25 protein-coding genes and 3 pseudogenes are annotated in these 24,805 nt (G+C 60.1%); 12 read left to right on the top strand and 16 right to left on the bottom strand.

What is annotated here, in order from left to right:
- Positions 1 to 855: a LysR substrate-binding domain-containing protein gene (locus BK659_RS13260; protein ID WP_123425506.1), complete on the top strand. Its 855-nt coding sequence runs from the start codon at positions 1 to 3 to the stop codon at positions 853 to 855.
- Between the two features lie 157 nt (positions 856 to 1,012).
- On the opposite strand, the gene BK659_RS13255 is transcribed toward BK659_RS13260, so the two are convergent.
- Both BK659_RS13255 and BK659_RS13250 read right to left on the bottom strand, forming a co-directional pair.
- Positions 1,013 to 1,792: an SDR family oxidoreductase gene (locus BK659_RS13255; RefSeq protein WP_123425505.1), complete on the bottom strand. Its 780-nt coding sequence runs from the start codon at positions 1,790 to 1,792 to the stop codon at positions 1,013 to 1,015.
- Complete coding sequence (locus BK659_RS13250; protein ID WP_123425504.1) at positions 1,792 to 2,118, bottom strand: nuclear transport factor 2 family protein; 327 nt, start codon at positions 2,116 to 2,118, stop codon at positions 1,792 to 1,794. The genes BK659_RS13255 and BK659_RS13250 overlap by 1 nt, the downstream gene beginning before the upstream one ends.
- A gap of 97 nt (positions 2,119 to 2,215) precedes the next feature.
- On the opposite strand from BK659_RS13250, the gene BK659_RS13245 reads away from it, so the two are divergent.
- Positions 2,216 to 2,557, top strand: a complete 342-nt coding sequence (locus tag BK659_RS13245) for a winged helix-turn-helix transcriptional regulator (protein WP_123425503.1) — start codon at positions 2,216 to 2,218, stop codon at positions 2,555 to 2,557.
- Positions 2,558 to 2,633: 76 nt separating this feature from the next.
- On the opposite strand, the pseudogene BK659_RS13240 reads toward BK659_RS13245, so the two are convergent.
- The 3 genes and pseudogenes from BK659_RS13240 to BK659_RS13230 all read right to left on the bottom strand — a co-directional run.
- Positions 2,634 to 2,759 (bottom strand): annotated as a pseudogene (locus BK659_RS13240) (SDR family NAD(P)-dependent oxidoreductase); the annotation flags it as partial.
- A 49-nt stretch (positions 2,760 to 2,808) separates the two neighbouring features.
- Positions 2,809 to 3,669: a CAP domain-containing protein gene (locus BK659_RS13235; RefSeq protein ID WP_123425501.1), complete on the bottom strand. Its 861-nt coding sequence runs from the start codon at positions 3,667 to 3,669 to the stop codon at positions 2,809 to 2,811.
- Positions 3,670 to 4,081: 412 nt separating this feature from the next.
- Positions 4,082 to 4,642 (bottom strand): hypothetical protein, encoded by a 561-nt coding sequence (locus tag BK659_RS13230; protein ID WP_123425500.1) that lies wholly within the window; start codon positions 4,640 to 4,642, stop codon positions 4,082 to 4,084.
- A 133-nt stretch (positions 4,643 to 4,775) separates the two neighbouring features.
- Here BK659_RS13230 and BK659_RS27990 point away from each other — a divergent pair, with 133 nt between their 5' ends.
- Positions 4,776 to 5,816, top strand: coding sequence for a hypothetical protein (locus BK659_RS27990; protein WP_259740254.1), 1,041 nt, complete (start codon positions 4,776 to 4,778; stop codon positions 5,814 to 5,816).
- 306 nt (positions 5,817 to 6,122) lie between these two features.
- Here the strand turns inward: BK659_RS27990 and BK659_RS13220 are convergent, their stop codons facing one another.
- Together BK659_RS13220 and BK659_RS13215 are read right to left on the bottom strand one after the other, a co-directional pair.
- On the bottom strand, positions 6,123 to 6,554 hold the full coding sequence (locus tag BK659_RS13220; RefSeq protein ID WP_221178153.1) for a hypothetical protein: 432 nt from the start codon (positions 6,552 to 6,554) through the stop codon (positions 6,123 to 6,125).
- 62 nt (positions 6,555 to 6,616) lie between these two features.
- Positions 6,617 to 7,357, bottom strand: a complete 741-nt coding sequence (locus BK659_RS13215) for a Mut7-C RNAse domain-containing protein (protein WP_123425499.1) — start codon at positions 7,355 to 7,357, stop codon at positions 6,617 to 6,619.
- A gap of 182 nt (positions 7,358 to 7,539) precedes the next feature.
- On the opposite strand from BK659_RS13215, the gene BK659_RS13210 reads away from it, so the two are divergent.
- From BK659_RS13210 to BK659_RS13190, 5 genes are all read left to right on the top strand, one after another.
- Entirely contained in the window at positions 7,540 to 8,271 is a 732-nt protein-coding gene (locus BK659_RS13210; protein ID WP_123425498.1) for a GntR family transcriptional regulator, read from the top strand.
- A gap of 137 nt (positions 8,272 to 8,408) precedes the next feature.
- Entirely contained in the window at positions 8,409 to 9,692 is a 1,284-nt protein-coding gene (locus tag BK659_RS13205; protein ID WP_123425497.1) for an MFS transporter, read from the top strand.
- A 28-nt stretch (positions 9,693 to 9,720) separates the two neighbouring features.
- Positions 9,721 to 10,566 (top strand): amidohydrolase family protein, encoded by an 846-nt coding sequence (locus tag BK659_RS13200; protein WP_123425496.1) that lies wholly within the window; start codon positions 9,721 to 9,723, stop codon positions 10,564 to 10,566.
- A 157-nt stretch (positions 10,567 to 10,723) separates the two neighbouring features.
- Positions 10,724 to 12,055, top strand: coding sequence for an MFS transporter (locus BK659_RS13195; RefSeq protein ID WP_123425495.1), 1,332 nt, complete (start codon positions 10,724 to 10,726; stop codon positions 12,053 to 12,055).
- Positions 12,056 to 12,256: 201 nt separating this feature from the next.
- Complete coding sequence (locus tag BK659_RS13190) at positions 12,257 to 12,952, top strand: tRNA (adenine(22)-N(1))-methyltransferase (protein ID WP_311196689.1); 696 nt, start codon at positions 12,257 to 12,259, stop codon at positions 12,950 to 12,952.
- 67 nt (positions 12,953 to 13,019) lie between these two features.
- Here BK659_RS13190 and BK659_RS13185 read toward each other — a convergent pair whose 3' ends face one another.
- Positions 13,020 to 13,445, bottom strand: a complete 426-nt coding sequence (locus tag BK659_RS13185; protein ID WP_123425493.1) for a DUF1810 domain-containing protein — start codon at positions 13,443 to 13,445, stop codon at positions 13,020 to 13,022.
- 157 nt (positions 13,446 to 13,602) lie between these two features.
- Here BK659_RS13185 and BK659_RS13180 point away from each other — a divergent pair.
- The 3 genes and pseudogenes from BK659_RS13180 to BK659_RS13170 form a co-directional block, all read left to right on the top strand.
- Positions 13,603 to 13,803 (top strand): annotated as a pseudogene (locus tag BK659_RS13180) (pyridine nucleotide-disulfide oxidoreductase); the annotation flags it as partial.
- 13 nt (positions 13,804 to 13,816) lie between these two features.
- Positions 13,817 to 14,131: pseudogene (locus BK659_RS13175) on the top strand (sugar phosphate isomerase/epimerase); the annotation flags it as partial.
- A 132-nt stretch (positions 14,132 to 14,263) separates the two neighbouring features.
- Complete coding sequence (locus tag BK659_RS13170; protein ID WP_123425492.1) at positions 14,264 to 14,683, top strand: DUF1801 domain-containing protein; 420 nt, start codon at positions 14,264 to 14,266, stop codon at positions 14,681 to 14,683.
- On the opposite strand, the gene BK659_RS13165 is transcribed toward BK659_RS13170, so the two are convergent.
- The 3 genes from BK659_RS13165 to BK659_RS13155 form a co-directional block, all read right to left on the bottom strand.
- Positions 14,659 to 15,060: a hypothetical protein gene (locus tag BK659_RS13165; RefSeq protein ID WP_123425491.1), complete on the bottom strand. Its 402-nt coding sequence runs from the start codon at positions 15,058 to 15,060 to the stop codon at positions 14,659 to 14,661. The genes BK659_RS13170 and BK659_RS13165 overlap by 25 nt on opposite strands.
- Before the next feature lie 117 nt (positions 15,061 to 15,177).
- Complete coding sequence (locus tag BK659_RS13160; RefSeq protein WP_123425566.1) at positions 15,178 to 15,483, bottom strand: panthothenate synthetase; 306 nt, start codon at positions 15,481 to 15,483, stop codon at positions 15,178 to 15,180.
- A 203-nt stretch (positions 15,484 to 15,686) separates the two neighbouring features.
- Complete coding sequence (locus BK659_RS13155; RefSeq protein ID WP_123425490.1) at positions 15,687 to 16,451, bottom strand: sulfite exporter TauE/SafE family protein; 765 nt, start codon at positions 16,449 to 16,451, stop codon at positions 15,687 to 15,689.
- Between the two features lie 124 nt (positions 16,452 to 16,575).
- Here BK659_RS13155 and BK659_RS13150 point away from each other — a divergent pair, with 124 nt between their 5' ends.
- Complete coding sequence (locus BK659_RS13150) at positions 16,576 to 17,499, top strand: LysR family transcriptional regulator (RefSeq protein WP_123425489.1); 924 nt, start codon at positions 16,576 to 16,578, stop codon at positions 17,497 to 17,499.
- A 70-nt stretch (positions 17,500 to 17,569) separates the two neighbouring features.
- Here BK659_RS13150 and ahr read toward each other — a convergent pair whose 3' ends face one another.
- The 5 genes from ahr to BK659_RS13125 all read right to left on the bottom strand — a co-directional run bounded on the left by ahr (position 17,570) and on the right by BK659_RS13125 (position 24,787).
- Positions 17,570 to 18,601 carry an NADPH-dependent aldehyde reductase Ahr gene (gene ahr, locus BK659_RS13145; protein WP_123425488.1) on the bottom strand — a complete coding sequence of 344 codons (1,032 nt, stop codon included), beginning with the start codon at positions 18,599 to 18,601 and terminating at the stop codon, positions 17,570 to 17,572.
- 124 nt (positions 18,602 to 18,725) lie between these two features.
- Entirely contained in the window at positions 18,726 to 21,809 is a 3,084-nt protein-coding gene (locus BK659_RS13140) for an efflux RND transporter permease subunit (protein ID WP_123425487.1), read from the bottom strand.
- Positions 21,806 to 22,918 carry an efflux RND transporter periplasmic adaptor subunit gene (locus BK659_RS13135; RefSeq protein WP_123425486.1) on the bottom strand — a complete coding sequence of 371 codons (1,113 nt, stop codon included), beginning with the start codon at positions 22,916 to 22,918 and terminating at the stop codon, positions 21,806 to 21,808. Before BK659_RS13135 ends, BK659_RS13140 begins: the two co-directional genes overlap by 4 nt.
- A gap of 30 nt (positions 22,919 to 22,948) precedes the next feature.
- The gene (locus tag BK659_RS13130) at positions 22,949 to 24,454 is read right to left on the bottom strand and encodes an efflux transporter outer membrane subunit (RefSeq protein ID WP_123425565.1); all 1,506 of its coding nucleotides are present in this window, start codon (positions 24,452 to 24,454) and stop codon (positions 22,949 to 22,951) included.
- Positions 24,455 to 24,571: 117 nt separating this feature from the next.
- Positions 24,572 to 24,787 (bottom strand): hypothetical protein, encoded by a 216-nt coding sequence (locus BK659_RS13125; protein WP_123425485.1) that lies wholly within the window; start codon positions 24,785 to 24,787, stop codon positions 24,572 to 24,574.
- Positions 24,788 to 24,805: the final 18 nt, after the last annotated feature.

The following is a 24,805-nucleotide window of genomic DNA, read 5'->3' as shown; positions in this document are numbered from 1 at the left end:
ATGTTCGATACCCTGCTGCTCAAAACATTTGTCACTGTCGTCGATGAAGAAGGCTTCAGCCGCGCAGCCCAGAAGCTGCACCTCACTCAGTCTGCGGTCAGTGGCCACGTGCGACGATTGGAAGAACAGATTGGTAAACCCCTGTTGACGCGTACCACCCGCTCCCAGCAATTGACTCCCGATGGCGAGCGCCTGCTCTCTTATGCGCGCACGATCCTTGTGCTGAACCGTGATGCCTGGGCAGAACTGACGCGCACGCCGTTTCACGGACGGCTGCGGATCGGGGTGTCCGAGGATTTTGTCGAATCGCGGTTACTGCGTACTTTTCAGGAGTTCGCGGCGCAGTACCCGGGCATGGAGATCGACGTGCAGGTGGGCATTCCTGGCACGTTGCTGAACCTGATGAAGCAAGGCCATCTGGAGCTGGTCATCGGTTCTCTATGCGAAACCAGCGAAGCGGGGCTGCTGCTGTGGCAAGAACCGCTGGTGTGGGCCTGGTCGGCGCAACCCGTCACCCAGTTACCGACGCCGTTGCCGCTGGCCCTGTTCCCCGAGCCGTGCCCTTATCGAGAAATAGCGCTGACGCGGCTGGCTCAGGCTGGGATCGCCCAACGCACGGCGATGTTATGCAGCAGCGCTGCCGGGTTGCGGGCGGCGGCGCTTGCAGGCTTCGCGGTAGCGCCCATGACACTCAGCCAGTTGGGACAAGGACTGGCGGTTCTTGGGGGCGAACACGGGTTGCCGGATTTGCCGGATGCGCAATTTCGGTTGTTTACCTCTCCTGAAGCGGATCAGCCGATTGTGGCAGCGGTCACTCAGCTCATTGTGGAGTATTGCTCCACGCGGAGGGCTTGAGAGTCATTTGCGAAGGGCTGCTGTCGACCCATTGCAGGCGCTCAAGTGACAGAACACAGATTTACTTTTTTCACTTTCACGCTTTGTCTTTCACTCAGAAAAGTGGAGGCGAGCCGGTGCGGGGCACGCCACAATTCATGCTGACTAAAGCACCGCGTCACACGGTCGGAACTGTTCCACCATCAATCACATATTCGGTGCCAGTAATGGAGCTCGCAAGCGGCGAGACAAGGAATGCGATGAGATCAGCGACTTCCTTTGGTCTGGCGGGGCGTCCGATCGGGATACCTCCCAGCGAGCCCATCACGATTTGGCGGCCACCCTCATAATCGGTGCCGTTCTGCCTCGCGATTTCCTTCACAAAGGCGACTGAGGCCTCCGTCTCCACCCATCCCGGTGACACCCGGACCACACGCACGCCCTTGGGGCTGACCTCTTTGGAAAGACCCTTGCTGTAGTTCGAAAGCGCGGCCTTGGCAGCGGCATACGCCAGGGTGGATTCAGGTAGCGGCAGCTGGTTCTGGATAGAAGTGACATGGATGATGACGCCCGAACCCTGCTTGAGCAGCATGGGCAGTAGTGCTCGGTCGAGGCGAACTGCCGAGAGCAGGTTCAGGTCCAGAGCCCGCTGCCATTCCTGGTCATCGAGCATCGCGTAGCCACCGGCGGGAGCCGATGATCCACCTGCGACATGAACGATGATATCGAGCCCGCCGAGACGATCATGGACGGCATCAATGACGCTGGCACATCCCTCGCTGGTGGTGATGTCCGCCGAGACGAAGATGTTCTCGGGCAGGTGCTCGGGACGCGAACGCGCCGCTACCAGGACTTTTACCCCAGCCTCGTGTAAGCGGCTGACGACGGCTTCTCCAATGCCCTTGGTTCCTCCGGTGACCAATGCCCGGCGGCCTTCGAGTTCCAGTGCGATGCTCATCAGCGGATCTCCAAGGATGCGATTTTGCTGTCGTCGAGTACAAAGGTGTAGGTGAGCTCGACGGGGCTACCAGGAAAGTTTCCGCTTAGCCGAGCGAGCAGGGTGACGGTCAGTCCTTTCTGCGAGCTACTCAATGGCTCGATGCTGTATTGATACTCGGCCTGCGAGGCTTGCTTCCAGGCTTTGATAGCCTCCAGTCCCTTGTAGGTGTGGCCTTCGTCGCGCACGGTGGCGTCCGTGGCGAAGCAGCGCTCCAGTATCTTGATGTCGGTATTTTTTTCAGCTGCAAGGTAGGTGGCGATTGATTCAGGCAATTCGATTTTCATGGCGTATTTCCTCGCTGATGTGAGGATGGCTTCACCCACATGCTCGCTGTAGGCTTACCAAATGGCAAGAACCCACGAAAAAGTAAGTTAGGTAAATATGAGAGAGATTTATACCCCGTCGACCGCGGCCTGCAGCGTGGAAGCAGTGCTCCGGCAACTCGAAGGCCGCTGGAAATTGGTGATCCTGTTCCACCTCTTCGGTGGCCAGGTGCAACGCTTTTCCGAGCTGGAAAAGCTAATCCCCGAGATATCCCAGAAGATGCTCGCTCAGCAGTTACGCCAGTTGGAAGCGGATGGCATTGTGCATCGCACTGTCTATCCGCAAGTGCCGCCTAAAGTGGAATATCGCATGACAGAGTGGGGCCAGGCACTGTGTCCGGCATTGGATGCACTATTGCAATGGGCGGAACTTAGGGAGACGCTCAATCCAGATGCTTGAGCCCCCGAGGTTTCGCAGCCTCACATGAGAGGCTGCTATTGGCCGATTACTGCCTGTCGCGACCGGCTGAATACGTCAGACTGGTGGTGATGCTGACGACATGGCCGCTGCCTTGTTTTTCCATCTCGGCGATGGCGAGTTGGGTGATGTAGAAGAAACCATTCAGGTTCACCGACAGCACAGCAGCGTAGTCTTCGTGGGTAGGCTTTGGATCTTGACGCAGGACCGGCTAACGGGTGTCCCCCATTTCCTCATTTCGCGCCGAACAGCATCGTCCAATAGACGCCGTTGTCGCTACGCGAGTTCGCGGCATAGGCCGCGCCAACCTGGGTAAACATCGGGTTCATCAGAATGGCGCAATGCCCGGGGCTGGCCAGCCAGCCGTCCATAGCCTTGCCCGGCGAACGCTGCCCGGCGGCGATGTTCTCTCCGATCTGCCGGCCACCGTAGCCGGCGGCCTTCGCTCGGTCCCACGGCATATCACCGTTGGGGTCCTGGTGCGCGAAGTAATTGTCGTTGGCCATCGCCCGGCTGTGCCCCTGCGCTGCTGTCCCCAGGGCGGCATTCCAGGTCAGCGGCGGTGCAGCGGCGAAGCGCTGACGACCACACAGGCGCGGTTTCGCCCGTGCCGCGTTGACCTGTGCCAGCAACGTCTTGCCCGCCGCTTGCGGGTCGTCCAGATGCCTATCGAGCAAGGGCCGCGCCAGCACCACCTGCCATTCACTCTCGTCGCGATACACGCCAATATCGGCGAACTGGGTATCGAGCAGGGCCCCACAGTAGCGACTCTGGAGCATGTCAAAGGCCTCCTCGGCATCTTCTGCGTCGACCAGACGGATAGTCCGCACAGACACCGCCTGATAGCCGGAATCCTTCAACGTCTCCCGCGTAACGCCTCCATAGCCGATCGGCAAGGCCAGGTTCGACTTCAGAGCCAGCGGCGTCAAGGCTTGAACCGTGCGCCCCGCGCAGCGCTGCGGTTGGGCGCGGTAGTCGTTGATGTCCTCCACCAGTTGCCTTTCCCCGCCGGCATGGGCGGGACTGGCGAACAGGGGGAGCAAAGGAATAAGGCAGAGCGAGAAAACGCAGGAGGAGCGAACGGTCTGGCGCATGAGGCGGGCAGCTCTGATGGGATGACGACGGTAATGGTGATAGTGGGCTGAGGAATGACCGCAGAGCGTTTCGCTGTATTGGCTCGCAAATGAATTCCAAGGCTGGGCTAAGACTGTGGGCCTCAACACAAGTTTCACGAGCAAAGGGGGGAATTTATTGTTGGAGTCGTGCATCGGCTCCTGGCCGATTGCTGCCCTCCGCGAAGGGCAGCTGTGCGTCGTTTGCTGCCTCTTGCGACCACCCACTTACGGTAACGGGCGGCGCTGCGCAGTAGTCATGACTACTGATGTCATTGAGTGCTATTCAGACCGCCCGCGTCCGGGTAACTGCCAGGCTTTTCTGTCAGTGGTAGCCTTGGTCATCGACTCACGTAATGTCCCAGGCAAGTAGAGACGCTTTCAAGCGTGATATCTAGCGCCGCGACATGACCGCGTTACGCACGGGTAAAGGGGCTTGTTCGGGATGTTGCCGCAAAAAATGCCTGATCGCTTGATCCTGGCGGTCCACCACGCACACGTTCACGCTAGGGCGTGGGACGGTGCATTCGCCAAGCGCGAGGAACCCGCAGTTCAATACGCCGTACACCGCAACCGGTTGCGCGACGGCCGAGCAGTCGTAGACCATCTCGCCAAGGTAATTGAGCTGCCCTTGGGTGACGGTGAAACGCAGCGGTTTGGAGTAAGCCCCCATTACCCCGCGACGGTGACCCAGGCGGCTCACCTCATAGTCACCGGCAGGTAGCCATGCCGAGTAATCATCCTTGGGTCCCCAACCATAAGTCTTGTCACTCTTGATATCGCGAAATTCAAGGTAGGTTCCGTAGGGGCCGCCCTCCAGCAGCGTGCCGACCACTAGACCAGCGTTTTGCGCGTTGTAAACGGGCGAATTCAACGCCATTTCACCTGGCATTGACGAACAACCGGCCAGTAATCCGATCAGGCCAATTGCAAAGATGTTGTGCGAGTCAAGCATTCCGCTACCTCGGTGGGAGACGAAGAAAATCCATAGAGAAATTCAGGGAAGACAGGCGCGCTGGACGGCGGCGACTGCCTTCTCTAGCATGATGGCCTTTCGCCTACTTGTACATCGAGGACGATATATCAACATGTTCTGTTTTTCCCAAGGGCGCATGCGTGGCGCTGTAAGCATTGCCGCACTGTTACTTGGCGGGTGCAGTTTCAACGGTTCCTATCCGGACGCCAGTGGACCCGATGCGGCGAAGCTGCGCTTTATCAGCAGCAATGAAAACTCGACGCTCGACTTGTTCGATGCCGAACACTGCGACGGCCAGACTACGGGGCTGCTCAATAACCTGTTCTCCGCCAATACCCGGCGACGGGCGGCCATGAGCGCCGCTGTACCCGACGATGCCAAGGCCTATTTGGAAGTGAGGCTGCAACCGGGCCATGAACTGTTCGCGCGAGCCAACACCTTAAGCACCGGCAGCGTGTGCACCGTGGCGTTCAACTTTACCCCGCAGAGCGGCGGCGAGTACGAAGCGGACTTCCGCTACGTAGGTCGCAATTGCCAGGTCACCCTCAGCCGTCTGCGCCAGATCGATGGAAAGGTTGTGCGCTCGCCGATCGCGCTGACCAACAAAGGCCTACCCGCCTGCGTCGGCCACAACCCTATTTTCCCCAAGTCCGCCGAAGCACAGCCGCAGTCGGCGGAGCGTGCAGCACTGATCGCGCAGATTGTCGACGCCAGTGTCATCGCGAAAATGAAGCCCGACGCCGACGATTCCTCTTCGGTCCAGAAAGCAGTGTTCGACAAATCGATGGCGGAACGCAAACAGCGCCTCGGCTTCAGCCTGCCCGATGCCTATTGGACTGAATATCACCAGAACCTGGAGCAGTTCGCCAACGAGATGAGGGGCATCAAGGCCCGTTCATTGCAGTTGTACAAGGATTACTACACCAACCGACTGGGCCTGCTCGACACCCCTACGATCAAGGAACTGCTGCCCGACAGCGAAGCGGCTGACCGTAGCAAGGCGATGTCGACCGATAATGTAATGCTGGAGTACTACTACCGAACCCAGCGAGAACTGCTGAAGGAAACACTGAGCGCACATCAGGCACGCATGGCCGATCTGGATCAGCGCTTTGGGGTGTGCAAGCGTTTCGCGGCCTGCTGGCAAAGTTGAATCGGGGCCCGGCATGAAAATGCCGACCGCCGCACGTACGCCGCCTTAGCCCTGACAGAGGCGCTGCCCTGTAGCGGTAGCGGCAACTCAGATTAGAAACCTTGCCTCGTGCAACAGCATGACGTGGCAGGGATCCGAGCTTTGAAAAAAAACTTTGCCGATGGCCTATCGATGAGTGACAGCTATCGGCCAAAAGCTGCCATCCAGCGTACACGAATTTAGCGCAATTCAAAAAGAGCTTCGAGCAGCTTTCCATTCGTATGGGTGGATGAACAGGCTATCTCAGAGATGCAGAAGCATAGGCATTCAGATGGGGTAGCTCACAATCGACTGACTACCATCTAATAGAACCATCTGATCCCCCTCCAGCCCAGCATTGGGAAATGCAGCGTAAGGCAGGTGTCTTGAGTCGAGTTTCACGTAAAGTGTTTTGTCAGTGGGCTTCACAGGCGTTGCGCCAGAGGGATAAATTCCCTGTCCTTTTTCTGTGATCAAAAATGCCAGCGGAAAAAATGACAAGAGACTTAGGGTCGCAATGTGTCCTTGGTTTTTGCAAGCAAACATTTTTATGCTCATGTGCCTACGGTGCGGATAGAACCAGACATAGAAATCATGAGTGTCATCGGTGGCGGTATCGTCCCCCATGACAAACTTTTGTAACGGGGCATAGTAGGGAACAGGCACAGGCTCTTGCAGGCATTCCTTTACAGTGGTTGCTGAGAGTACGTGTCCAACCATTGCGCGGCAAAATCTCACCCCATCAAATTATCCCTGGCAACGCAGCGGCCCGGTGCGCTCGGCTATCGGTCCAGCAGAGGTGCCAGCAGTGCACACATGCCGCGCCAGTGCGAACCTTCCCAGTAAATCCGTTGGCAGGCGTCGCAGCGCAGGAAGCGCGAATAGAGGGCGCCAACGCGCGGTGGCACCTGCGGCCGGGCCAGTTCCGGGCTGATCTCGTGCAGCGGCAGGTTGCAATGAAGGCACAGGCTGAATGGCCGCGCGCTACGCGCCAGGTCGAGGCGCTCGTACAATTCGCGCAGCTGCAGCGACGGTTTCAGGGCATGCACGTAACAGCCGTGGCTGATGATCCGCCGCTTGAGCAGTTCGCGGTCGCGGGTTAGCACGATGCGTCCTTGCTGCGCAGCGATCTCGGCGATCTCGCCATCCTCGAAGCCATTGTCGTAGAGGGTGTCGAAGCCGCTCATGCGCAGCAGGCTGGCCAGCCCGCCAAGGTGCGCATCAGCGACGAAGCGCAGCACCCGTAAAGGTTGTGCACGAACCTTGAGCAGCGGGCTGATGTCCAGCGCTTCGAACTTGGGATACACCGCCAGCCGGTCCCCGTCGAAGATCACTCGCTCAAGGCCCACCGACTCGCCGTTGAGCAGCACCAGTTCGACCTCGGTGTGCGGTATCCCGAGCGCCTCGATCATGTGCTTGACCGTCGCCCCTCGCGCGCACTCGCAGGTAAAGGACTGCCGCCGCCGTTCGGCCGGCAGGAAATCGTTGAGCTCCTCGTAGAAGCGGAAGGTTGCACGGGTCATGCTGAACAGTATGGCAGGGCTGCAGGATGGGCGAGTCCAGCCCGGAGATCTTCTTCGGCAGGCCCCATCCACCCACCGTTCATCCGCCAGGTTCGGTAACCCTTATTGACAGAAAAATGCATCAGGAGAATACTCGGCCAAATATTCATATATATGTCTAGATAACAAGGTGAATAAAGTCTATGAATTCCCTGTCCAGTGATGTCCGCCTACCGCTTTATCAACGCCTGCGTGATCAGTTGGCTGAGCAGATTGCTAACAATCGCTGGCGTCCGGGGGAGGCCATTCCCACTGAAGCTGCGCTTTCAGCGGAGTACAAACTGTCCACCGGCACCGTGCGCAAAGCGGTCGACGCGCTGGTCAGTGAGGGTGTTCTGGAGCGTCAGCAAGGTCGAGGCACCTTCGTTCGTCGGCCTCAGTTTCAATCTTCGCTTTTCCGATTCTTCCGCTTCCAGACCGCTGCGGGTGAGCGCCAGGTACCGGAGAGTCGCATCCTGTCTATTGAGCCGGTGGCTGCACCTTCGGCGGTGGCCCATGCGTTAGGGCTGCCAATCGACTCTCCGGTTATTCGCATTGTCCGCGTTCGTCTTCTGGATGTTCAGCCGGTACTTGCCGAAGAAATCTGGCTGCCTCGCAGCCGGTTTCAGCCGCTACTGGAGATTGACCTGAATCGAAAAGGGCCATTGCTTTACCCGATTTACGAAGAAGTCTGCGGTCAGGTCGTCGCCTCTGCCGAAGAAACACTCACCGCCGAGTCTGTAAATGACGTGCATGCGCGATTATTGAAAATACCGATCAACAGTCCCGTGGTGGTGATCGAGCGTCTGGCGCGTGACTACGCCGGTGCGCCTCTGGAGTGGCGGCGCTCCCGTGGGCATGCCGAGCATTTCCGTTACAGCGTGGACATTCGCTAGCGCATTGCCTGAATAGCGGATCGCTCACCGGCGAATCGATCGCTGCCGGATTCATCGTTTTGTTTGCCATGACTGGCCTCGTAGCGGCGCGGTTCGCTCTCGGCTGCCTCGTGTTCCACTTATAAGGATAAGAAATCATGTTCAGCTGGTATCGCCAAGTCACTCCTCGGGAGCGCAAAACGTTTTGGGCCTGCTTTGGTGGATGGTCGCTGGACGCACTGGAAGTACAAATGTTCGGCCTGGCAATTCCGGCGTTAATTGCTGCCTTCGCCCTGACCAAGGGCGATGCCGGGCTGATTAGCGGCGTCACGCTAGTCACTTCGGCCATCGGCGGTTGGGTAGGGGGGACGTTGTCTGACCGCTATGGCCGGGTGCGTACGTTGCAGTGGATGATTCTGTGGTTCTCCTTCTTCACCTTTCTGTCCGCCTTCGTCACCGGGTTCCAGCAGTTGCTGATCGTCAAGGCGCTGCAAGGCTTCGGCATTGGCGGTGAGTGGGCTGCTGGCGCGGTACTGATGGCCGAAACCATCAACCCGAAATACCGCGGCAAAGTGATGGGCACCGTACAAAGTGCCTGGGCCGTAGGTTGGGGCGTGGCGGTCGGGGTTTTTGCGTTGATTTATTCTTTCGTACCGCAAGACATGGCCTGGCGTGTGATGTTCATCGTTGGCTTGTTGCCGGCGCTCCTGATCATCTGGGTACGGCGCAATGTCGAGGAGCCCGACAGCTTCCAGCGTCTGCAAAAAGAACACGCCATCGCGCAAAGTTTTTTCAAATCCCTGGCCGGTATTTTCCGTCCTGAACTGATCCGCGTGACGCTGTTCGGCGGGCTGTTGGGCCTGGGCGCACACGGCGGGTACCACGCCGTGATGACGTGGCTGCCGACATTCCTCAAGACCGAACGCAACCTGTCGGTGCTGAACTCTGGCGGCTACCTTGTCGTGATCATCTTTGCCTTCTGGTGTGGCTGCGTCGTCAGCGGATTCTTGATCGACCGTATTGGCCGCCGCAAAAATATCGTGCTGTTCGCCCTGTGCTGCGTCGTTACCGTGCAGTGCTACGTGTTCTTGCCCCTGACCAATACCCAAATGCTATTCCTCGGTTTTCCGCTCGGCTTCTTCGCGGCGGGCATTCCGGCCAGCCTCGGCGCACTGTTCAACGAGCTGTACCCGGCGGACGTGCGCGGCGCTGGTGTGGGGTTTTGCTACAACTTCGGCCGAGTGCTCTCGGCGGTATTCCCGTTTCTGGTCGGCCATATGAGTGATTCCATGTCACTGGGCTCGGCCATTGGCATCGACGCCGGGATCGCTTATGGCGTGGCAGTTATCGCTGCCCTTTGCCTGCCGGAAACACGTGGTCGCAGTCTCGACGCTGCGATCCCATCCGTCTCGGTGAAAGGCCGCGAGAGCGCCCGAGCGTGATGATCATTACTTGCGATAGATAAAACCCATGTCCGATACCTGTTCAACATCGATCACTGGCATCGATTCCCATGCTCATGTCTTTAGCCGGGGGCTGAAGCTGGCCGTTACACGGCGCTACGCCCCTGACTACGATGCCACGCTTGCGGAGTATCTGAATCACCTGGGCGCCCATGGTTTGAGTCATGGCGTATTGGTGCAGCCGAGTTTTCTGGGTATCGACAATAGCTACCTGTTGGCGGCGCTGAGGCAAGTGCCGGAGCGGTTGCGAGGAGTGGTCGTGCTGGAGCCAGGTGTTAGTCGTGCCCTGTTGAATGACATGGCTCACATAGGCGTGGTCGGCGTTCGCTTGAACCTGATGGGCAAGGCGGTACCTGATTTTCGCAATCGTGCCTGGAGAGAATTTTTCAGCCACATCGCTGATCTTGACTGGCATGTCGAATTGCATCGAGAGGTAAAGGATCTGCCGGCACTGATCCATCAATTGACACCATTCGGTTTGAAGTTGGTTATTGACCACTTCGGACGGCCGGATGCCCGTTCGGGAGTTGATCAGCCAGGGTTTTCCGAGTTACTGGAGTTGGGATCGAGAGGGTCGATCTGGATGAAGGTATCGGGAATTTATCGTTTGGGAGGTACGCCGCAACAAAACATCAATTTCGCCCGATCGGCATTACCGCTGTTGGAGCAAAGTTTCGGCCTCCACCAACTTGTATGGGGCAGCGACTGGCCACACACGCAGCATGAGAAAAGCATCGATTTCGGCACCGTAATCGATCAGCGACAAGCCCTGGAGTGTTCGATGCAACTCAGCCATTCGTTGCTCGTGCAAGCACCTCGACGGTTATTCGGTTTTGCAAAACGTGAAGGCTGAAGCTCACCCGCGTATTTGCAGATGACCATTCATCCTACCCACGTGTAACGAAAGCTTGCAGAAAGTCTGAAATACCACGTTGCAGTCAAACCCCTCGTGCCGCATCGAGAGGTTCTGCGCAAGAGCAGCCTATTACAATTACAAGAGAGCGGTTTCCATGAACAAGTCATCCAATACTGAAATTGAAAAATCGACCATGCGCAAGTTGGGGGTTCGCCTGATACCCTTTCTCGTACTCTGTTATTTCATCGCCTACATTGACCGGGTCAATATCGGCTTCGCGGCGCTGACCATGAACCAGGATATCGGCCTGACGGCCAGTGCCTTCGGATTCGGTGCCACACTCTTTTTCGTCGCTTATGTACTTTGCGAAATGCCCAGTAACATGGCCATGGAGCGCTTCGGTGCCCGCCGGTGGATTGCGCGCATCATGATCACGTGGGGCATCGTCGGTTTCTGTTCGGCCTTTGCGGTCGGGCCAATATCCTATTCGATTTCCCGATTCCTCTTGGGTGCAGCCGAAGCCGGCTTCTTTCCAGGAGTCATTCTTTACCTCACGCAATGCATCCCCAAAGCGTACATGGCTCGAATAGTTGCGCTATTCATGGTGGCGATACCACTCTCCAACTTTCTCGGCTCACCTGTGTCGGCGCTGCTGTTGCAATTAGACGGTCTGGCAGGATTCAAGGGATGGCAGTGGTTGCTTATGCTTGAAGCCATTCCCGCCATCACGCTGGGATTGCTCGCGCTGAAAGTGTTGCCCAATCGGCCAAGCGAAGCGAAATGGTTGACTCAGCAGGAACAGGATTGGCTAGGCGAGCAACTGACTAACGATAAGGCCGCGCGCGAAAGTGGTATTCCTCAGCACGCTCATAGCATAAGCGGCACCCTCAAGGCCGTGTTTACCAACAAATATGTATGGGTGCTTTCGATTATCTACATGGGCAGTTCGGCAACCAGCAACACGCTGTCGTTGTGGATGCCGCAGATCCTGAAATCGTTCCATCTGACCAACATGCAAACGGGTCTGCTGAACATGATTCCGTTCGGCATGGCCGCAGCTTTCATGATTTTCTGGGGACTGCGTGCGGACAAGAGCGGGGAGCGGATCAAGAGCACTGCTATTCCGCTAGCCATTACTGCGGTGAGCTTCGCTGCCACGCTGTTCACGGACTCCCTGAGCATTACGCTGGTACTGCTGACGCTCGTATTGATGGGTAACTATGCGATCAAGGGGCCGTTCTGGGCACTTTGCTCCGAATCCCTGCCGCCGGCGACTTTGGCCACAGGGATTGCAGCGATCAATACCTTTGCCCACTTGGGTACGGGCGCCATGAGTTCGGTGATCGGTGTACTGCGTGATCAGACCGGGAGCTTTCCAATTGCACTGATGCCGCTCTGCGTATTGACCGCTATCGGTTCGCTATTGGTGTTTCTGATTGGCAAACAGAACGGTCGCGCGAAGCAAATCGCTACGGTCAGCAGCTGACCCATACAGCCTCTCAGGCTCCGCATAGGTCGGCCAAAAGCGGTGCATGACCAGGGTTCGTTTTGGGCCGATACGCGAGCGATAGGACCGGGCGAACCATGGCCCTGGTCGCATAAAGTTGAAATGCACGGCATTGCTCGACAGAATCGCGCCCCGATCCGGCCATAGGTGCTGGACGTTCGTGGTGAAAAGGGGCGGCAGTTGAACGAACAGACATTGTCCATGCGCCTGGAGCGCGTGGCGGCGCATGTGCCAGCAGGTGCGCGCCTGGCCGATATCGGCTCGGATCACGGCTACCTGCCGGTAGCGTTGATGCGCCGTGGCGCCATCGCGGTGGCGGTGGCCGGCGAGGTGGCATTGACGCCGTTTCGCTCGGCCGAACGCACCGTGCGCGAGAACGGCCTGGACCAGCGGATCAGCGTGCGCCTGGCCAATGGCCTGGCGGCGATCGAGCCGGGAGACGGGATCACGGCGATCAGCATCTGTGGCATGGGCGGCGAGACGATCCGCGACATCCTCGACAGCGGCAAGACGTGCCTGAACGGCCAGGAGCGCCTGATCCTGCAGCCCAACGGCGGCGAGCAGCCACTGCGCCAATGGTTGATGGAAAATGGTTACCGGATCCTTTGCGAGGAGGTGCTGCGGGAAAACCGCTTCGACTACGAAATCATCGTCGCCGAGCGCGCCGGGCCCGTGATGTACACCGCCGAGGAGTTGTACTTCGGCCCGCTGCAGATGCAGGCACGCAGCCCGGCGTTCCTGGGCAAGTGGCAGCGCATGCTGCGCCAGAAGCAGAAGACCCTGACCAGTTTCGCCCGAGCGCGGCAGGTAGTGCCCGAGGAGAAGGTGCAGGACGTCGCCCGACAGGCCCGGTGGATTACCGAGCTGCTGGCTTGAGCCCAACTGCCCGATCACGCTGTCTTCGAGGTTCGACGTGGTGTTGGCGACGTAGCTCGCGTCGACCTTATTCTCCAAGAAGGGTCAGAGTTCTGGTGTCTGGCTCGCCAGCGAAGAACTGATCGAGGGCCTGCTGGAATAGGGGGTGTTCGGGCTTGATGCTGGCGAACAGCGTGAGGCAGGAGCGCAATTTCAGGTCATCGGGGTGGCCAAGGATTTGCAGTGCGCTCTTGTCGCTGTGTTGCAGGAGGGTACTGACGCTTTCCTCCAGCCGTGGCCCCAGCACGTCATGCAGCAGATAGGCCCGGGCTTCGGCAGTACCAGAAATGGCAAAGCGTTCGGCTATCTCGCTACGCCCGAGGCCATGCAGTTGCGGGAAGATGAACCACATCCAGTGACTGGTCTTGTGCCCGGCACGCAACTCTTCCATGACTCGGGTAAAAACCGGGCGCTGGGCCTCGACGAAACGAAGAAGATTGAAGGGATCGTGCACGTTTGTACTCCCTGAGTTGGCAGACACTGCAAAGCCTGGCGGCGCGGGCCGTTTGAACCAGGACGCAGAAACGCAACGCCGTAGTAGGTCGCGCCGAATGATTCAGCCTGTAATGGTATGACACATCGGCGAAGGCAGCAGTTTCATCGAAAGCTGACGCAGGCCACCGGGTGGCGGTTTTCTGTTGTTCTACCTCGATGCCGAGCAACGTTTGCAGGGTGCCTGCGGCTGGGGCCAGGGTAATAGCGTCGCCAAGGACATCAAGCTGTGCGAACGGCTGATCGCTAACCAGAACCAGCTCTCGGTGGACACTTTGGCCGACGCCGATGTGCCGCTCAAACAATTGCTGAGGAGCTGACATGCGTGAATTCCTGCGCCACAGTTGGGGGTTTCATGGTCGTGTCGCCAACTGCGAACAGGTCCAGGTGCCCTTGAGCTTCGCTCAGCATCGACCCTGGCTGGAGCGTTTCCTGGGTTGGTGGCGTTATGGGATCGAGGATTGGCTGGCCCGACCGAACACGCCCGCCAGCCTGTCCTTCACCTGTGAACTCGGCCCACCGCCCTATGCCATCACGGGGGCTGACGGAGGCGAGATCACCGATCGCTGGGCCGAGGCGCTAATGCTCAAGGACTTGATACGCGATGTCTGGAACGACTGCCAGGCACGACCTCAAAATGGTCACTGATTTAACGCACGACGGGTCGCGACCGGCAGCTTTCGAATCATAACGGTCTTTGATTGCCTGGAGGAAAGCTGTCAGTCAGCAATACTCACGTGGCGGTCGAGCGACAACCACCATGAGGAGGGCGAAACCATTATGAAAAACGAGCAGATCGACTCAAAGGAAGGAGAGGCGGCAGGCTCTGCCTCTCAGCTGATAGATGCGCGAATCAAGGAGCTGAGTGATTGGCGGGGCGAGACGCTCGCTCGGGTCCGAACGCTCATCCGGCAGACCGACCCCGAGGTGGTCGAGGAATGGAAGTGGAGAGGTGTTCCAGTGTGGTCGCACGCCGGAATCATCTGCACCGGTGAGACGTACAAGAGTGTCGTGAAGATGACCTTCGCCAAGGGCGCCTCGTTGGAAGATCCTTCAGGTCTCTTCAACTCCAGTCTCGAAGGCAACACCAGACGTGCCATTGATTTGCATGAGGGCGACAGGATTGATGAAGAAGCATTGAAGGCGCTCATTCGCGCTGCCGTGGCTCTGAACACTCAGGCATCGCGCAAAAGGTCGTGAGCGTTGAGCAACTCGTAGGCAATCTCCGGATGCATCTCCAAACCACGGCGAATGGCTGCAGGGATCGATTGGCGGGTTTTGCGACACAGGCCGGGTTGATCCAGGAGGTGAATACCGATGCCGCGCATACTTCGCACTTCGTGGAAGCTTGGGGTGATTTGCAGGCGAATGCCTAACTGCTCGTACATCCGACGCTGCATATGCTCGAGGTCGGTCAGGCTCCGAAGATTCTCCAGTCGCTCGAGCAGGCGCTTTTCCTCCTGACGGGTCAGGTACAGGATGCGCAAATCACTGCTGGGTACGTCCAGCAGCTGTTCACGCCCGCAGTCGCAGGCGCCGGGCGGGCAGGATTGTCGAATCTGCAAAGTGGCTGTCATGGTCTCCAATCATAGCTACCCGCAATCACCTTTGCCCATCGGGTTCGTCGCGACTTGATTGCGCCAGGACGGAGCAGGGTTTGGGGGCGTGTATAACCGCCCCGTAGTGATCGCTGCTCACGCCCAAGTTTTTCCGAGCGCTTCCAGACCGGCCTTTTGCAGGTCCTGCGGGCTCATGACAAGACGAAATTTGCAGCTAGCCTGGAAGTTGAGAAAGAACGGTTCTGCAAAACTGGGGATTTCAGACGGGTCTTGTACGTTGATCAGGAAAATCCCGCAGCGCATTCCATCCAGCTCAGTAAAGTAGGTAGTCTCCGGTTTGATGCTCTCCAGAATACGCCCTATCAGTTCGCCTACCCTCCCGGCTCTGACGAGAGCGTTGAAGGGTTCATGGGGGAACTCGACCATCAGTAGCATTTTCATCATTCGATTCTCTATTCAAGTGGCTGCCTCGTCTCCCTGCCTTTGCGCCTGGCGCTCATGTCGCCAAGCCTGCATTCAACCGTTCCAGCGGTGTGTGATTAAGAATAGTGAAGTATGAGCTAACGCCCATTCGGGGTTACGGGCGGTCATCAATCTGCCGCATTGCCACCAAGCGATCGAACATGGAATGCATATAGTTTTCTTCAGGTTGGCAGGAGCAGGTCGTAAGACAGTTTGCTGATCAGGATCGCCAGCAACACCAGGAACAGCGCCCGGACAAAGGGCACGCCTTTACGAACCGCCAGCCAGGTACCGGTCAACGCACCCAGGATGTTGAATGCCGCCATGGGAAGGGCGATCAGGTAGAGCACGTTACCTGTCGGAATGAAGAATATCAGCGCCGCTACGTTGGTCGCGATGTTCACCAGTTTGGCCGACGCCGAGGCATGCAGGAAGTCGAAGGCGAAGCAGCGGATAAACAGGAAGATCAGGAAGCTGCCGGTGCCGGGGCCGAACAGTCCGTCGTAGAAGCCGATGGCACCGCCGATGATGACCGCCAGCAGTTTTTCCCGGGTACCGATGCGCATGGGTGTGTGCAGGGCGCCGAAGTCCTTTTTCCAGAAGGTGTAGATCGCCATCAGCACGATCAACACCAGCACCGCCGGCCGGATCATCGACTGCGGTACCGACGACACCGTGGCCGCTCCGAAGAAGGCCATGACAAAGGCCGCACAGGCGGCGGGGATCACCAGCCCCCAGTCGATCACCACTTTGCGCACGAAGGACCGGGCCGCGAATGCGGTGCCGCAGGCTGCCGCGACCTTGTTGGTACCCAGTAGCGCCGCCGGTTGTGCCGTGGGCAGCACGTTGAACAGCGCGGGTATCTGGATCAGTCCGCCGCCGCCCACCGCCGCATCGATCAGGCCGGCGGCGAAGGCGAACACGCAAAGGATGACAATATCGATCATGAAATCAGGCTCTGACGATGAAGGGTTGGTGAAGGTCCAGCGGTGTGGGTTGAACGGGAAGGTTAACGGAAGGGCCTTTTTTGTGTTGCAATGCCACGTTGTGAAAAGTGCAATGAGGTGGGCAGTGGCACTGAATATGTTGGGGGAGCTGGAAGCCTTTGCGACGGTGGCTCGCAAGCGCAGTTTCGTCGCGGCGGCACGTACTCTGGGGCGCTCCCCCAGCTCGCTGACCCGTGCCGTTCAGGCCCTGGAGGAAAGTGTCGGGGTCAAGTTGTTCAATCGCTCGTCGAATGCCGTGAGCTTGACCGAGGCGGGTGAGCACTTGTTGCCCCACGCTTACAAAATGCTGGATCTGCAACGCGAGGCGGATGAAGACCTGGCCGGTCTCAGTGGACTGGCTTACGGCTGGATCCGCTTTTCCGCCCCCGAGCTTCTCGGACACGGGGTATTGCCCCGATTGATCGCGCAATACTGCGAGCGTTATCCAGACGTGAACGTCGATGTGATTTTCACCGATGAGAGCATCGACCCGGCCAAGAGCAAGCTGGACTTCTCGATTCGCGGCGCGTTTCCGCAATCCAGTGACCTGATCGGCTTTCCGCTCTGGAGTTATTCACGTTACCTGTATGCCAGCCCCGGGTATCTGGAGCGGCGCGGGATGCCCGATTCCATCGAGGCGCTGGAAGCGCACTCGCTGATCCTGCATACGGCGCCGCGGATTCTCAAGGAGTGGAATTTTCGCCGTGAGCAGCAGGCCATCAGCTTTCGGGTTCATCCGAAGTTTCGTTTCAGCTCCGGCGTGGCGGTGTTCCAGGCGGCCCTGGCGGGCGTCGGGATCGCCCGCCTGGCGGACTGGCTGGCGGAACCCGAAGTGGAAGCGGGGCGCTTGCTCCGGGTCTGTCCCGAATACACGCTCACCTCCAGTGCTGGCGAAAGCCCGCAGATGCACGCGGTATACCCGGCCGGGAATCTGCCGCTGCGGGTGAAGTCGCTGCTGGAGGTGATTCGTGGTTTTGGCGATAGCCTGGACCGAAAGCATGCTTTTTGAGCCAGTGAAGGGGGCTGCTGTAATAGCCGCAGTTGAAGGCGCGTGCGGTGTTACCCGACGCGCCGGTCGGTCATTTGCTGGCGTCCAGCACGATGCGGTAGCGCGCCTTGCCACTGCGTAGGTGATCGATGGCTTCGTTGACCCGGCTCATGGGAAAGTGCTCAACCTGCGGCAGGATCTGATGACGTACGCAGAATTCCAGCATGGTCGCCGTGGTACCGGGCGAGCCGACCGGCGAGGCGGACAAGCTCTTTTGTTGGGGAAGCAGATCGAACACGTGCACTGGAATAGCGCCGGGCACTGCGCCAACAAAATGCAGGCGGCCCTTGCCGCGCAGGGTTCCGAGCATGGCTGGCCAGTCGAGGTCGGCGTTGGCGGTGACCAGGAGAAAATCCAGGGTGCCGGCGATGGACTTCAGCGCATTGCTGTCGGTCGACGTGACTACGTTGTGCGCGCCCAGGCGCCTGGCTTCGTCCTGCTTGCTCAACGACGAGGTGAAGGCCGTGACTTCGCAGCCCCAGGCATTGAGGAAGCGTAGTGCCAGATGACCGAGGCCACCGATTCCCACCACACCGACCCGGTCAGTGGGCTTGACGTCGAATTCCACCAGCGGGTTGAACACCGTCGAACCGGCGCAGAACAGTGGTCCTGCCATGGCCGGGTCGAGTCCGTTCGGTATTGGAAGAGCCCAGGCCCAGTGCGAACGCAGGCGGTCGGCGAAGCCTCCGTTGCTGCCGACGATGGTGGGTTGGGCTGTGCCGCACAGATGGTGGGAGCCTCCAATGCACGAGGAGCAATGCATGCAACTGCCCTTGTACCAACCAATGCCCACCCGTTGTCCCACTTCGAGACCACGTACCTGTGTGCCCACTCGCACGATGCTGCCGACCACCTCGTGGCCGGGAATAAAGGGGTAGTGGCTAATGCCCCATTCGTTATCGATCAGCGACTGGTCGGAGTGGCAGACGCCGCAATACTCCACGGCGACTTCCACCTCCTCGTCCCCCAAAGGACCGGGATCGTAGCTATAGCGCTCCAGTGGAGCGCCGGCCGCCGTTGCGGCCCAGCCGGTGAAGGAAGTGAGTTCGGTGCTATCGCTCATTGGATACCTCCGGATCAGGAGACAGGGTTTTGGCACCTCAGGTGCCGCGGCAGAGCCAAGGAAGTGTAGCGTATCGCTTGCCGTCGTCTCGGTTGCCGATGTCTTGGGGGCAACACATCAAGCGTTAAGCGATCACTCCATTTTGTTGGGTATCAGCGACCGTCTGGCGACCCACCTTGAACCATGCGGCGTACAGCGCCGGGACGAAGAAAATCGTCAGTAGCGTCGCCACGGTAAGGCCGCCCATGATCGCAATGGCCATCGGCCCCCAGAACACACTGCGCGTTAGCGGAATCATTGCGAGCACGGTGGCCAGCGCCGTCAGCATCACCGGACGGGCCCGGTGAATGGCGGCATCCAGCACAGCATTCCACGGGTCGCGTCCTTCAGCGATTTCGGTTTGCACCTGGTCGATCAGGATCACCGAGTTGCGCATGATCATGCCACCCAGCGCGATGATGCCCAGGATCGCGACGAAGCCCAGCGGTGACTGGAACACCAACAGCGCGGGTACCACACCGATCAGGCCCAGCGGTGCAGTCAGCATCACCATCCACATGCGGGAAAAGTTCTGCAGTTGCAGCATCAGTAGCAGCAGGATGGTGATCAGCATCAGTGGGGCCACGGCGAGCAGCGCCTTGTTGGCCTTGTCACTTTCCTCCACCGCGCCACCCACGTCTATGCGATAGCCCGTCGGCAGTTTGGCTTCGATGTCCTTGAGCAACGGCTGGATTTCCTGTGTCACCGATACACCTTGCTCGCCATCCTTCACGTCGGCACGCACTGTGATCGCCATGTCGCGGTTGCGGCGCCACAGCACCGGTTCTTCCAGTTCAGAGTGCACCTGTGCGATTTGCGACAGCGGCACCACCGTGCCCTGACGCGTGTAGAGGTTGATGTCTTTCAGTGTGTCGAGGTTCAAGCGTTCCTCAGGCACGGCACGCGCCACGATGTCGATCAGGTCCTCGTGTTCACGCAGCTGCGACAGGGTTGCGCCGTTCATCACGGTCTGGGTCGCCAGCGACACGTCGGCCGGTGTGAGGCCCAGCGCGCTTGCCTTGTCCTGATCAAGCTGCACTTTCAGCGTGCGAACCGGATCGTTCCAGTCGAGCTGGAGATCGCGCACCTTCGAGTTGGACGCGACCACCTTCTCCACATCGCGGGCGATTTGGCGCACCACCTGGGTATCGGGCCCCACGACGCGGAACTGCACCGGGTAGCCGACGGGCGGACCCAGTTCAAGCCGGGTTACGCGCACCCATGCCTGCGGAAACTGCTGCTCGGCTGCGGTCATCAGCCGCGCACGCACCCGCTCGCGCGCGTCCAGATCCTTGGTCATCACGACGAACTGGGCAAAGCCCGGATTCGGCAGCTCGGGGTTGAGCGAGAGATAGAAGCGCGGTGCACCGGCGCCGGTGTAGGCGGTGAAGTACTTGACCTCGTCGTCCTTCGACAGCTGCGCCTCCATCCGCTTCACCTGCTCGGCGGTCGCCGCGAAGGACGAACCTTCTTTCATGCGCAGGTCGATGACCAACTCAGGGCGCGAACTGTTGGGGAAGAACTGCTGCGGCACAAACTTCATACCGGCCAGCGCCAGCGCCAGGGCGCCAAACGTTGCGCCGATGACCACCCAGCGGCGCTCGATGGCGGTGTCGATCAGGCCGCGCAGCTTGCGGTAGACCTTCGTGTCATACGGATCGCCGGCATGCTGGTGCTTGCCGAAGTCCTTGGGCAGCATCTTGACCGCCAGGTAGGGTGTGAAGATACCCGAGCAGATCCACGAGAACAGCACCGCGGCGCCGACGATCCAGAAAATGCCACCCGCGTACTCACCGGTGGTGGACTTCGAGAGGCCGATAGGCAAGAAGCCCACGACGGTGATCAGTGCGCCGGTCAGTCGCGGCATGGCGGTGGACTGATAGGAGAAGGCGGCCGCCTTCACGCGGTCCATGCCGGCTTCCATTTTCACCACCATCATTTCGATAGCGATGATCGCGTCATCAACCAGCAGGCCGAGCGCAATGATCAGTGAACCGAGCGAGATGCGCTCGAGATTCCAGCCCATCGCCATCATCACCAATGCCACGCCACCCAACACCAGCGGCACCGAGGTCGCGACAACAAGGCCTGTGCGCCAGCCCAGACTGGCCAGGCTCACCGCGATCACAATGATCAGCGCTTCCATCAGTGACCGCTCGAAGTCCCAGATCGCGTCCTTCACCGTGGAGGGCTGGTCGGCCACGCGTTCCAGTTCCACGCCGTGCGGCAGCTCGGACTGGATCTTGTCGACCGCCATCCCCATCGCCTTGCCGAGGTCTACGATATTGCCGTCGCTGGTCATCGTGATGCCAAGCATCAGCACCGGCTGGCCATTATGGCGGACCGTGTAGGTTGGCGGATCCTCAAAACCGCGCGTGACGGTTGCGATGTCGCCGAGCTTGATCAGCCGGCCGCTCGCGGCGATGGGCACGTTGCGGATAGCGTCTTCGCTGGCGAACTGACCGCTCACGCGCACCATGACGCGGTCGCCATGGGTGTCGATCTGGCCTGCGGGCAACAGGGCGTTCTGACTCTTGAGGCTTTCGGCGATGGCCAGCGGTGTAATGCCCAGCGCTGCCAGGCGCTCGTGCGAGAACTCGACGTAGACACGCTTGGCCTGCTTGCCGATGACATCGATCTTCTTGACCATCGGCACCTTCAGCAGGCTGCGCTTGATGTCCTCGGCCGCGTCCGACAGGTCGGCGTGGCCAACGCCGTCGCCCTTGACCGCGTACATCAGGCCATACACGTCGCCGTACTCGTCGTTTACGATTGGGCCGATCACGCCGTCAGGTAGCTCACGGTTCAGGTCGTTGAGTTTCTTGCGCGCCTGGTACCAGGCCTCGCGCTGGTCTGCCTTGGAGGTGCCGCCGCGCACGGTAAGCGTCATGCCTGCGTAGCCTTGCCGCGCGTAGGTGACCACCTTCTCGAAGTTGTCGAGCTGCTCGAATTTCTTCTCCATGCGATTGAGGACCTGGTCCTGCAACTGCTGGGCGGTGGCGCCTGGCCAGATGACAATGGCGGTCATGGAGGGCACGGAAAAGTTCGGATCCTCGAGCTGACCGAGCCTGGTGAAGCTGAAGGCACCGGCCACCGCGACAATGAGGAGCATGAACAGGACGATGGCGCGATGGCGCAGCGCCCAGTCGGTGAGGTTGAAGTTGTTCATCGGGCAGCCTGCTGCGTGGTGTTCGCGTCAACGATCGCCGCGCCGGGGAGCGCGACCTTCATTCCGGACGTCATCTTCTGGACTCCAGCGGTGACGACCAATACACCGGCCCGCGGCCCGGAGACGAGCACCTCGTCGTTGCGGTAGCCCCAAACGGCCACACGCTCCAGCTCGACGGTGCCTACCGGATCCTTGCCCGCGGGCGTGACTACCCACAGCGCCGGCTGGCCGGCGCTTTGCGTCAGTGCTGTCGCCGGTACGGCCGCCACCGAGACACTGGTCATCATGCGCTCGGCCATTACCGTGGCGGTGGCGCCCAGCGGCAGCGCCTTCACCGGCTTAAGCCGTGCGCGATAGGTGCGCGTTTGCGCCGCAGCCTGCGGCGACAGCTCGCGCAGCGTGACATCGAAGGTCTCGTTCGGCGCACTGGCCAGTGATGCCTTGAAGTGCGCCCCCTTGAAGACGGACAGCTGATCCTCGGGCACATCGACGACGATCTCGGATTCATCCGGATTCGCCACCGAGACTACCGGTTGGCCCTCCGCCACGACTTGCCCCGCCTCAAAGCGCACAGCCGTGACGACACCGTTATGCGAGGCGCGCAGCACGGTGTACTTGAGCCGGTTGCGCGCGAGTTCAAGCTTTCGTGCCTCGACCTCGGCGGTCGCATGCGCGGTCTGGGCATTTGTATGTGCACGCTCGTCGTCGGCCGCACTGACCGAGCCGTCAGCCTTCAGCGCGGTCAGGCGCTGGCGCTCCGAGTCGGCCTGGTGCGTTTGTTCGACGGCAACCGCCCACTGCTGTTGCGACGCTTCCTCAGCGAGGCGGTAGTCGCTGTCCTCCAGCACAGCCAGTATGTCGCCTTCGCGCACCATCTGGCCTACATCGACTTTGCGCTGGGCGACCTTGCCGCCTACGCGGAAGGCCTGGTCGACTTCATGTCGCGACTGTACGGTGCCCACGTAGCGACTGACTTCGCGGGCATTGTCGTAGTTGATTTCAACGGTGCGGACCGGCCGTGGTGCCTGCACGGTGGGCTGGTCCGGGCTACACGCGGACAGCATGACGGCGACGGCCAGGGCGCCGGCCGCAGTAAGGGAATTCTTCAAGGCGGTTCCTCTTTGAAAAACGACAGGTTCTCAGGAAAGTGGTGGCTGGTCGGCTTTGGTGGCAGCAGTGGGGGTGGCGGGTTGCTCGAATACCTGCCAACCCCCGCCCAGTGCTTTGTAGAGCTGCACGCTATCGAGCAGCAGTCGGGTGTTGCTTTCGTTGGCGTTCAGGCGTGCCGCCAGGCGCGCCCGCTGCGAATCCAGCAGTGGCAACAGGTCGATCTGCCCGCGGTTATAGAGTGACTGGGCACGGTTCTGCGCAGATTCCGCGGACGCGGCGGCCAATTGCAGCGACCCGGCGCGGCGGCGTTCCTGCGACAGCGTGACGAGGGCGTTCTCCACATCCTCGAGCGCCCGTACGATGCCGTCTTCGGCGCGCAGCAGCGCCTCTTGTTGAGCACTTTTGGCAGCCTCGTTGATCGCTTGTGTGCGCCCGGCGTTGAAGATCGGCATCGCCAGCAGGCCCGCCACGTTGGTGAAGCGTGCAACGCCGAGATCGGCGCCGTTCAGGTTCAGGCCCTGACGGCCGAAGGACGCGCCGAGGAAAAGTTGCGGGAACCACTCGGCGGCGGCCTGCTGGCGGCGCGCATTGGCTGCGTCGAGCTGCGCCATCAGCGCCAGCACGTCAGGTCGGCGTTGCAGCAGCGCGGCGGGCTGCCCCGGCTTGGCCTCGGGCACCGCCGCCACATCGCCACCCGTGGGTTGGATGTTCGCGGTATTGAAGGACTGGTCGGCGATCAGCACCGCGATACGATGGCGCGACACGGCCGCCAGCGTTTCCAGCGGCGGAATCTGCGCCCGCGCCGACAAGGCGTCGGTCTGCGCACGCTCGACGTCGAAGGCGGATGCCAGCCCCACCTGCTGGCGCGCGGTGACCAGACGCAGCGTCTCGTCCTGCATCGCCGAGATGGCGCGCAGCGTCGCGACCTGGCGCTGCGCGCCGACCAGTGAGAAGTAGTTGCTGACAACGTCGCTCATCACTAGCAGGCGTACGCCGCGCATGCTGTCCTCTGCGGCCAGCGCATCGGCGTTGGCCGCCGCTGCGCCGGCGCGCAGGCGGCCGCTCAGGTCGAGCTCCCACGAGACGTCCAGGCCCACACTGGTGGTCTTGGTATCCGGATAACCCTGTTTCGTGGCCGAGTTGTAGCCACTGCTGCGATCGCTGCCGGAGGCGGATGCGCCGACGCTCGGGAGCAGCCAGGAATGGCTGACCGTTTCTCCGGCATGCGCAGCGCGCAGACGCTCGGCGGCAATCTTCACGTCGCGGTTCTCGCGCGCTGCTCGGCGCACCAGATCCGTCAGCACTGGGTCGTGGTAGACCTCCCACCACGCCGCCTCGGGTTCCATCTCGGAGGCCGTGCTCGCGGCGAAGTTGCTCGGCAGGTCGACCGACGGCTTGACGACCGGCGTGGAGCAACCGGCCAGGGCGAGGGCGATCGAAGTGGCAAGGGCGGCCGCAACGGCGAGCCCGGTCTGTTGCAAGGTCGTCCGGCCGGTGTGGAGGGGCAGTGGAAAGGAAACTGGAAGTCGCGGCATCGCATTGGACTCGTGTGGATTCGAGATGGCATCAGCGTAGGGCCCGGTGTGCGCGAAGTCGTCAGCGAAGCGTCGCCGTTCGGTCGCCATATCGAGCGCTCATTCAGGTTGGAGGCGTCACTCGCCGTCGGCATCTGCCATGTGCTCGCCGGCCGCCGACACAAGGTCTGAGGCAATCGACTCCAGCAGCTCTTCGGCGGACGAGAACTCGCGCTGACGTCCGGTGACCAGGTTTTCGAGGCGGCCCACCAGGGCCCCCGGCGCGGCATCGCCACGCAGTTTCACTACGTACGAGCGGCGGCTCGGGTATTTGGATTCAGGGTTCAGGATCATCGCAGACCAGGGGCTCAA

Source organism: Pseudomonas brassicacearum (assembly GCF_003732225.1).
Classification (GTDB): domain Bacteria; phylum Pseudomonadota; class Gammaproteobacteria; order Pseudomonadales; family Pseudomonadaceae; genus Aquipseudomonas; species Aquipseudomonas brassicacearum_E.
Note: the sequence above shows the minus strand (reverse complement) of the source record. Positions and strands in the feature narration are given on the sequence as shown.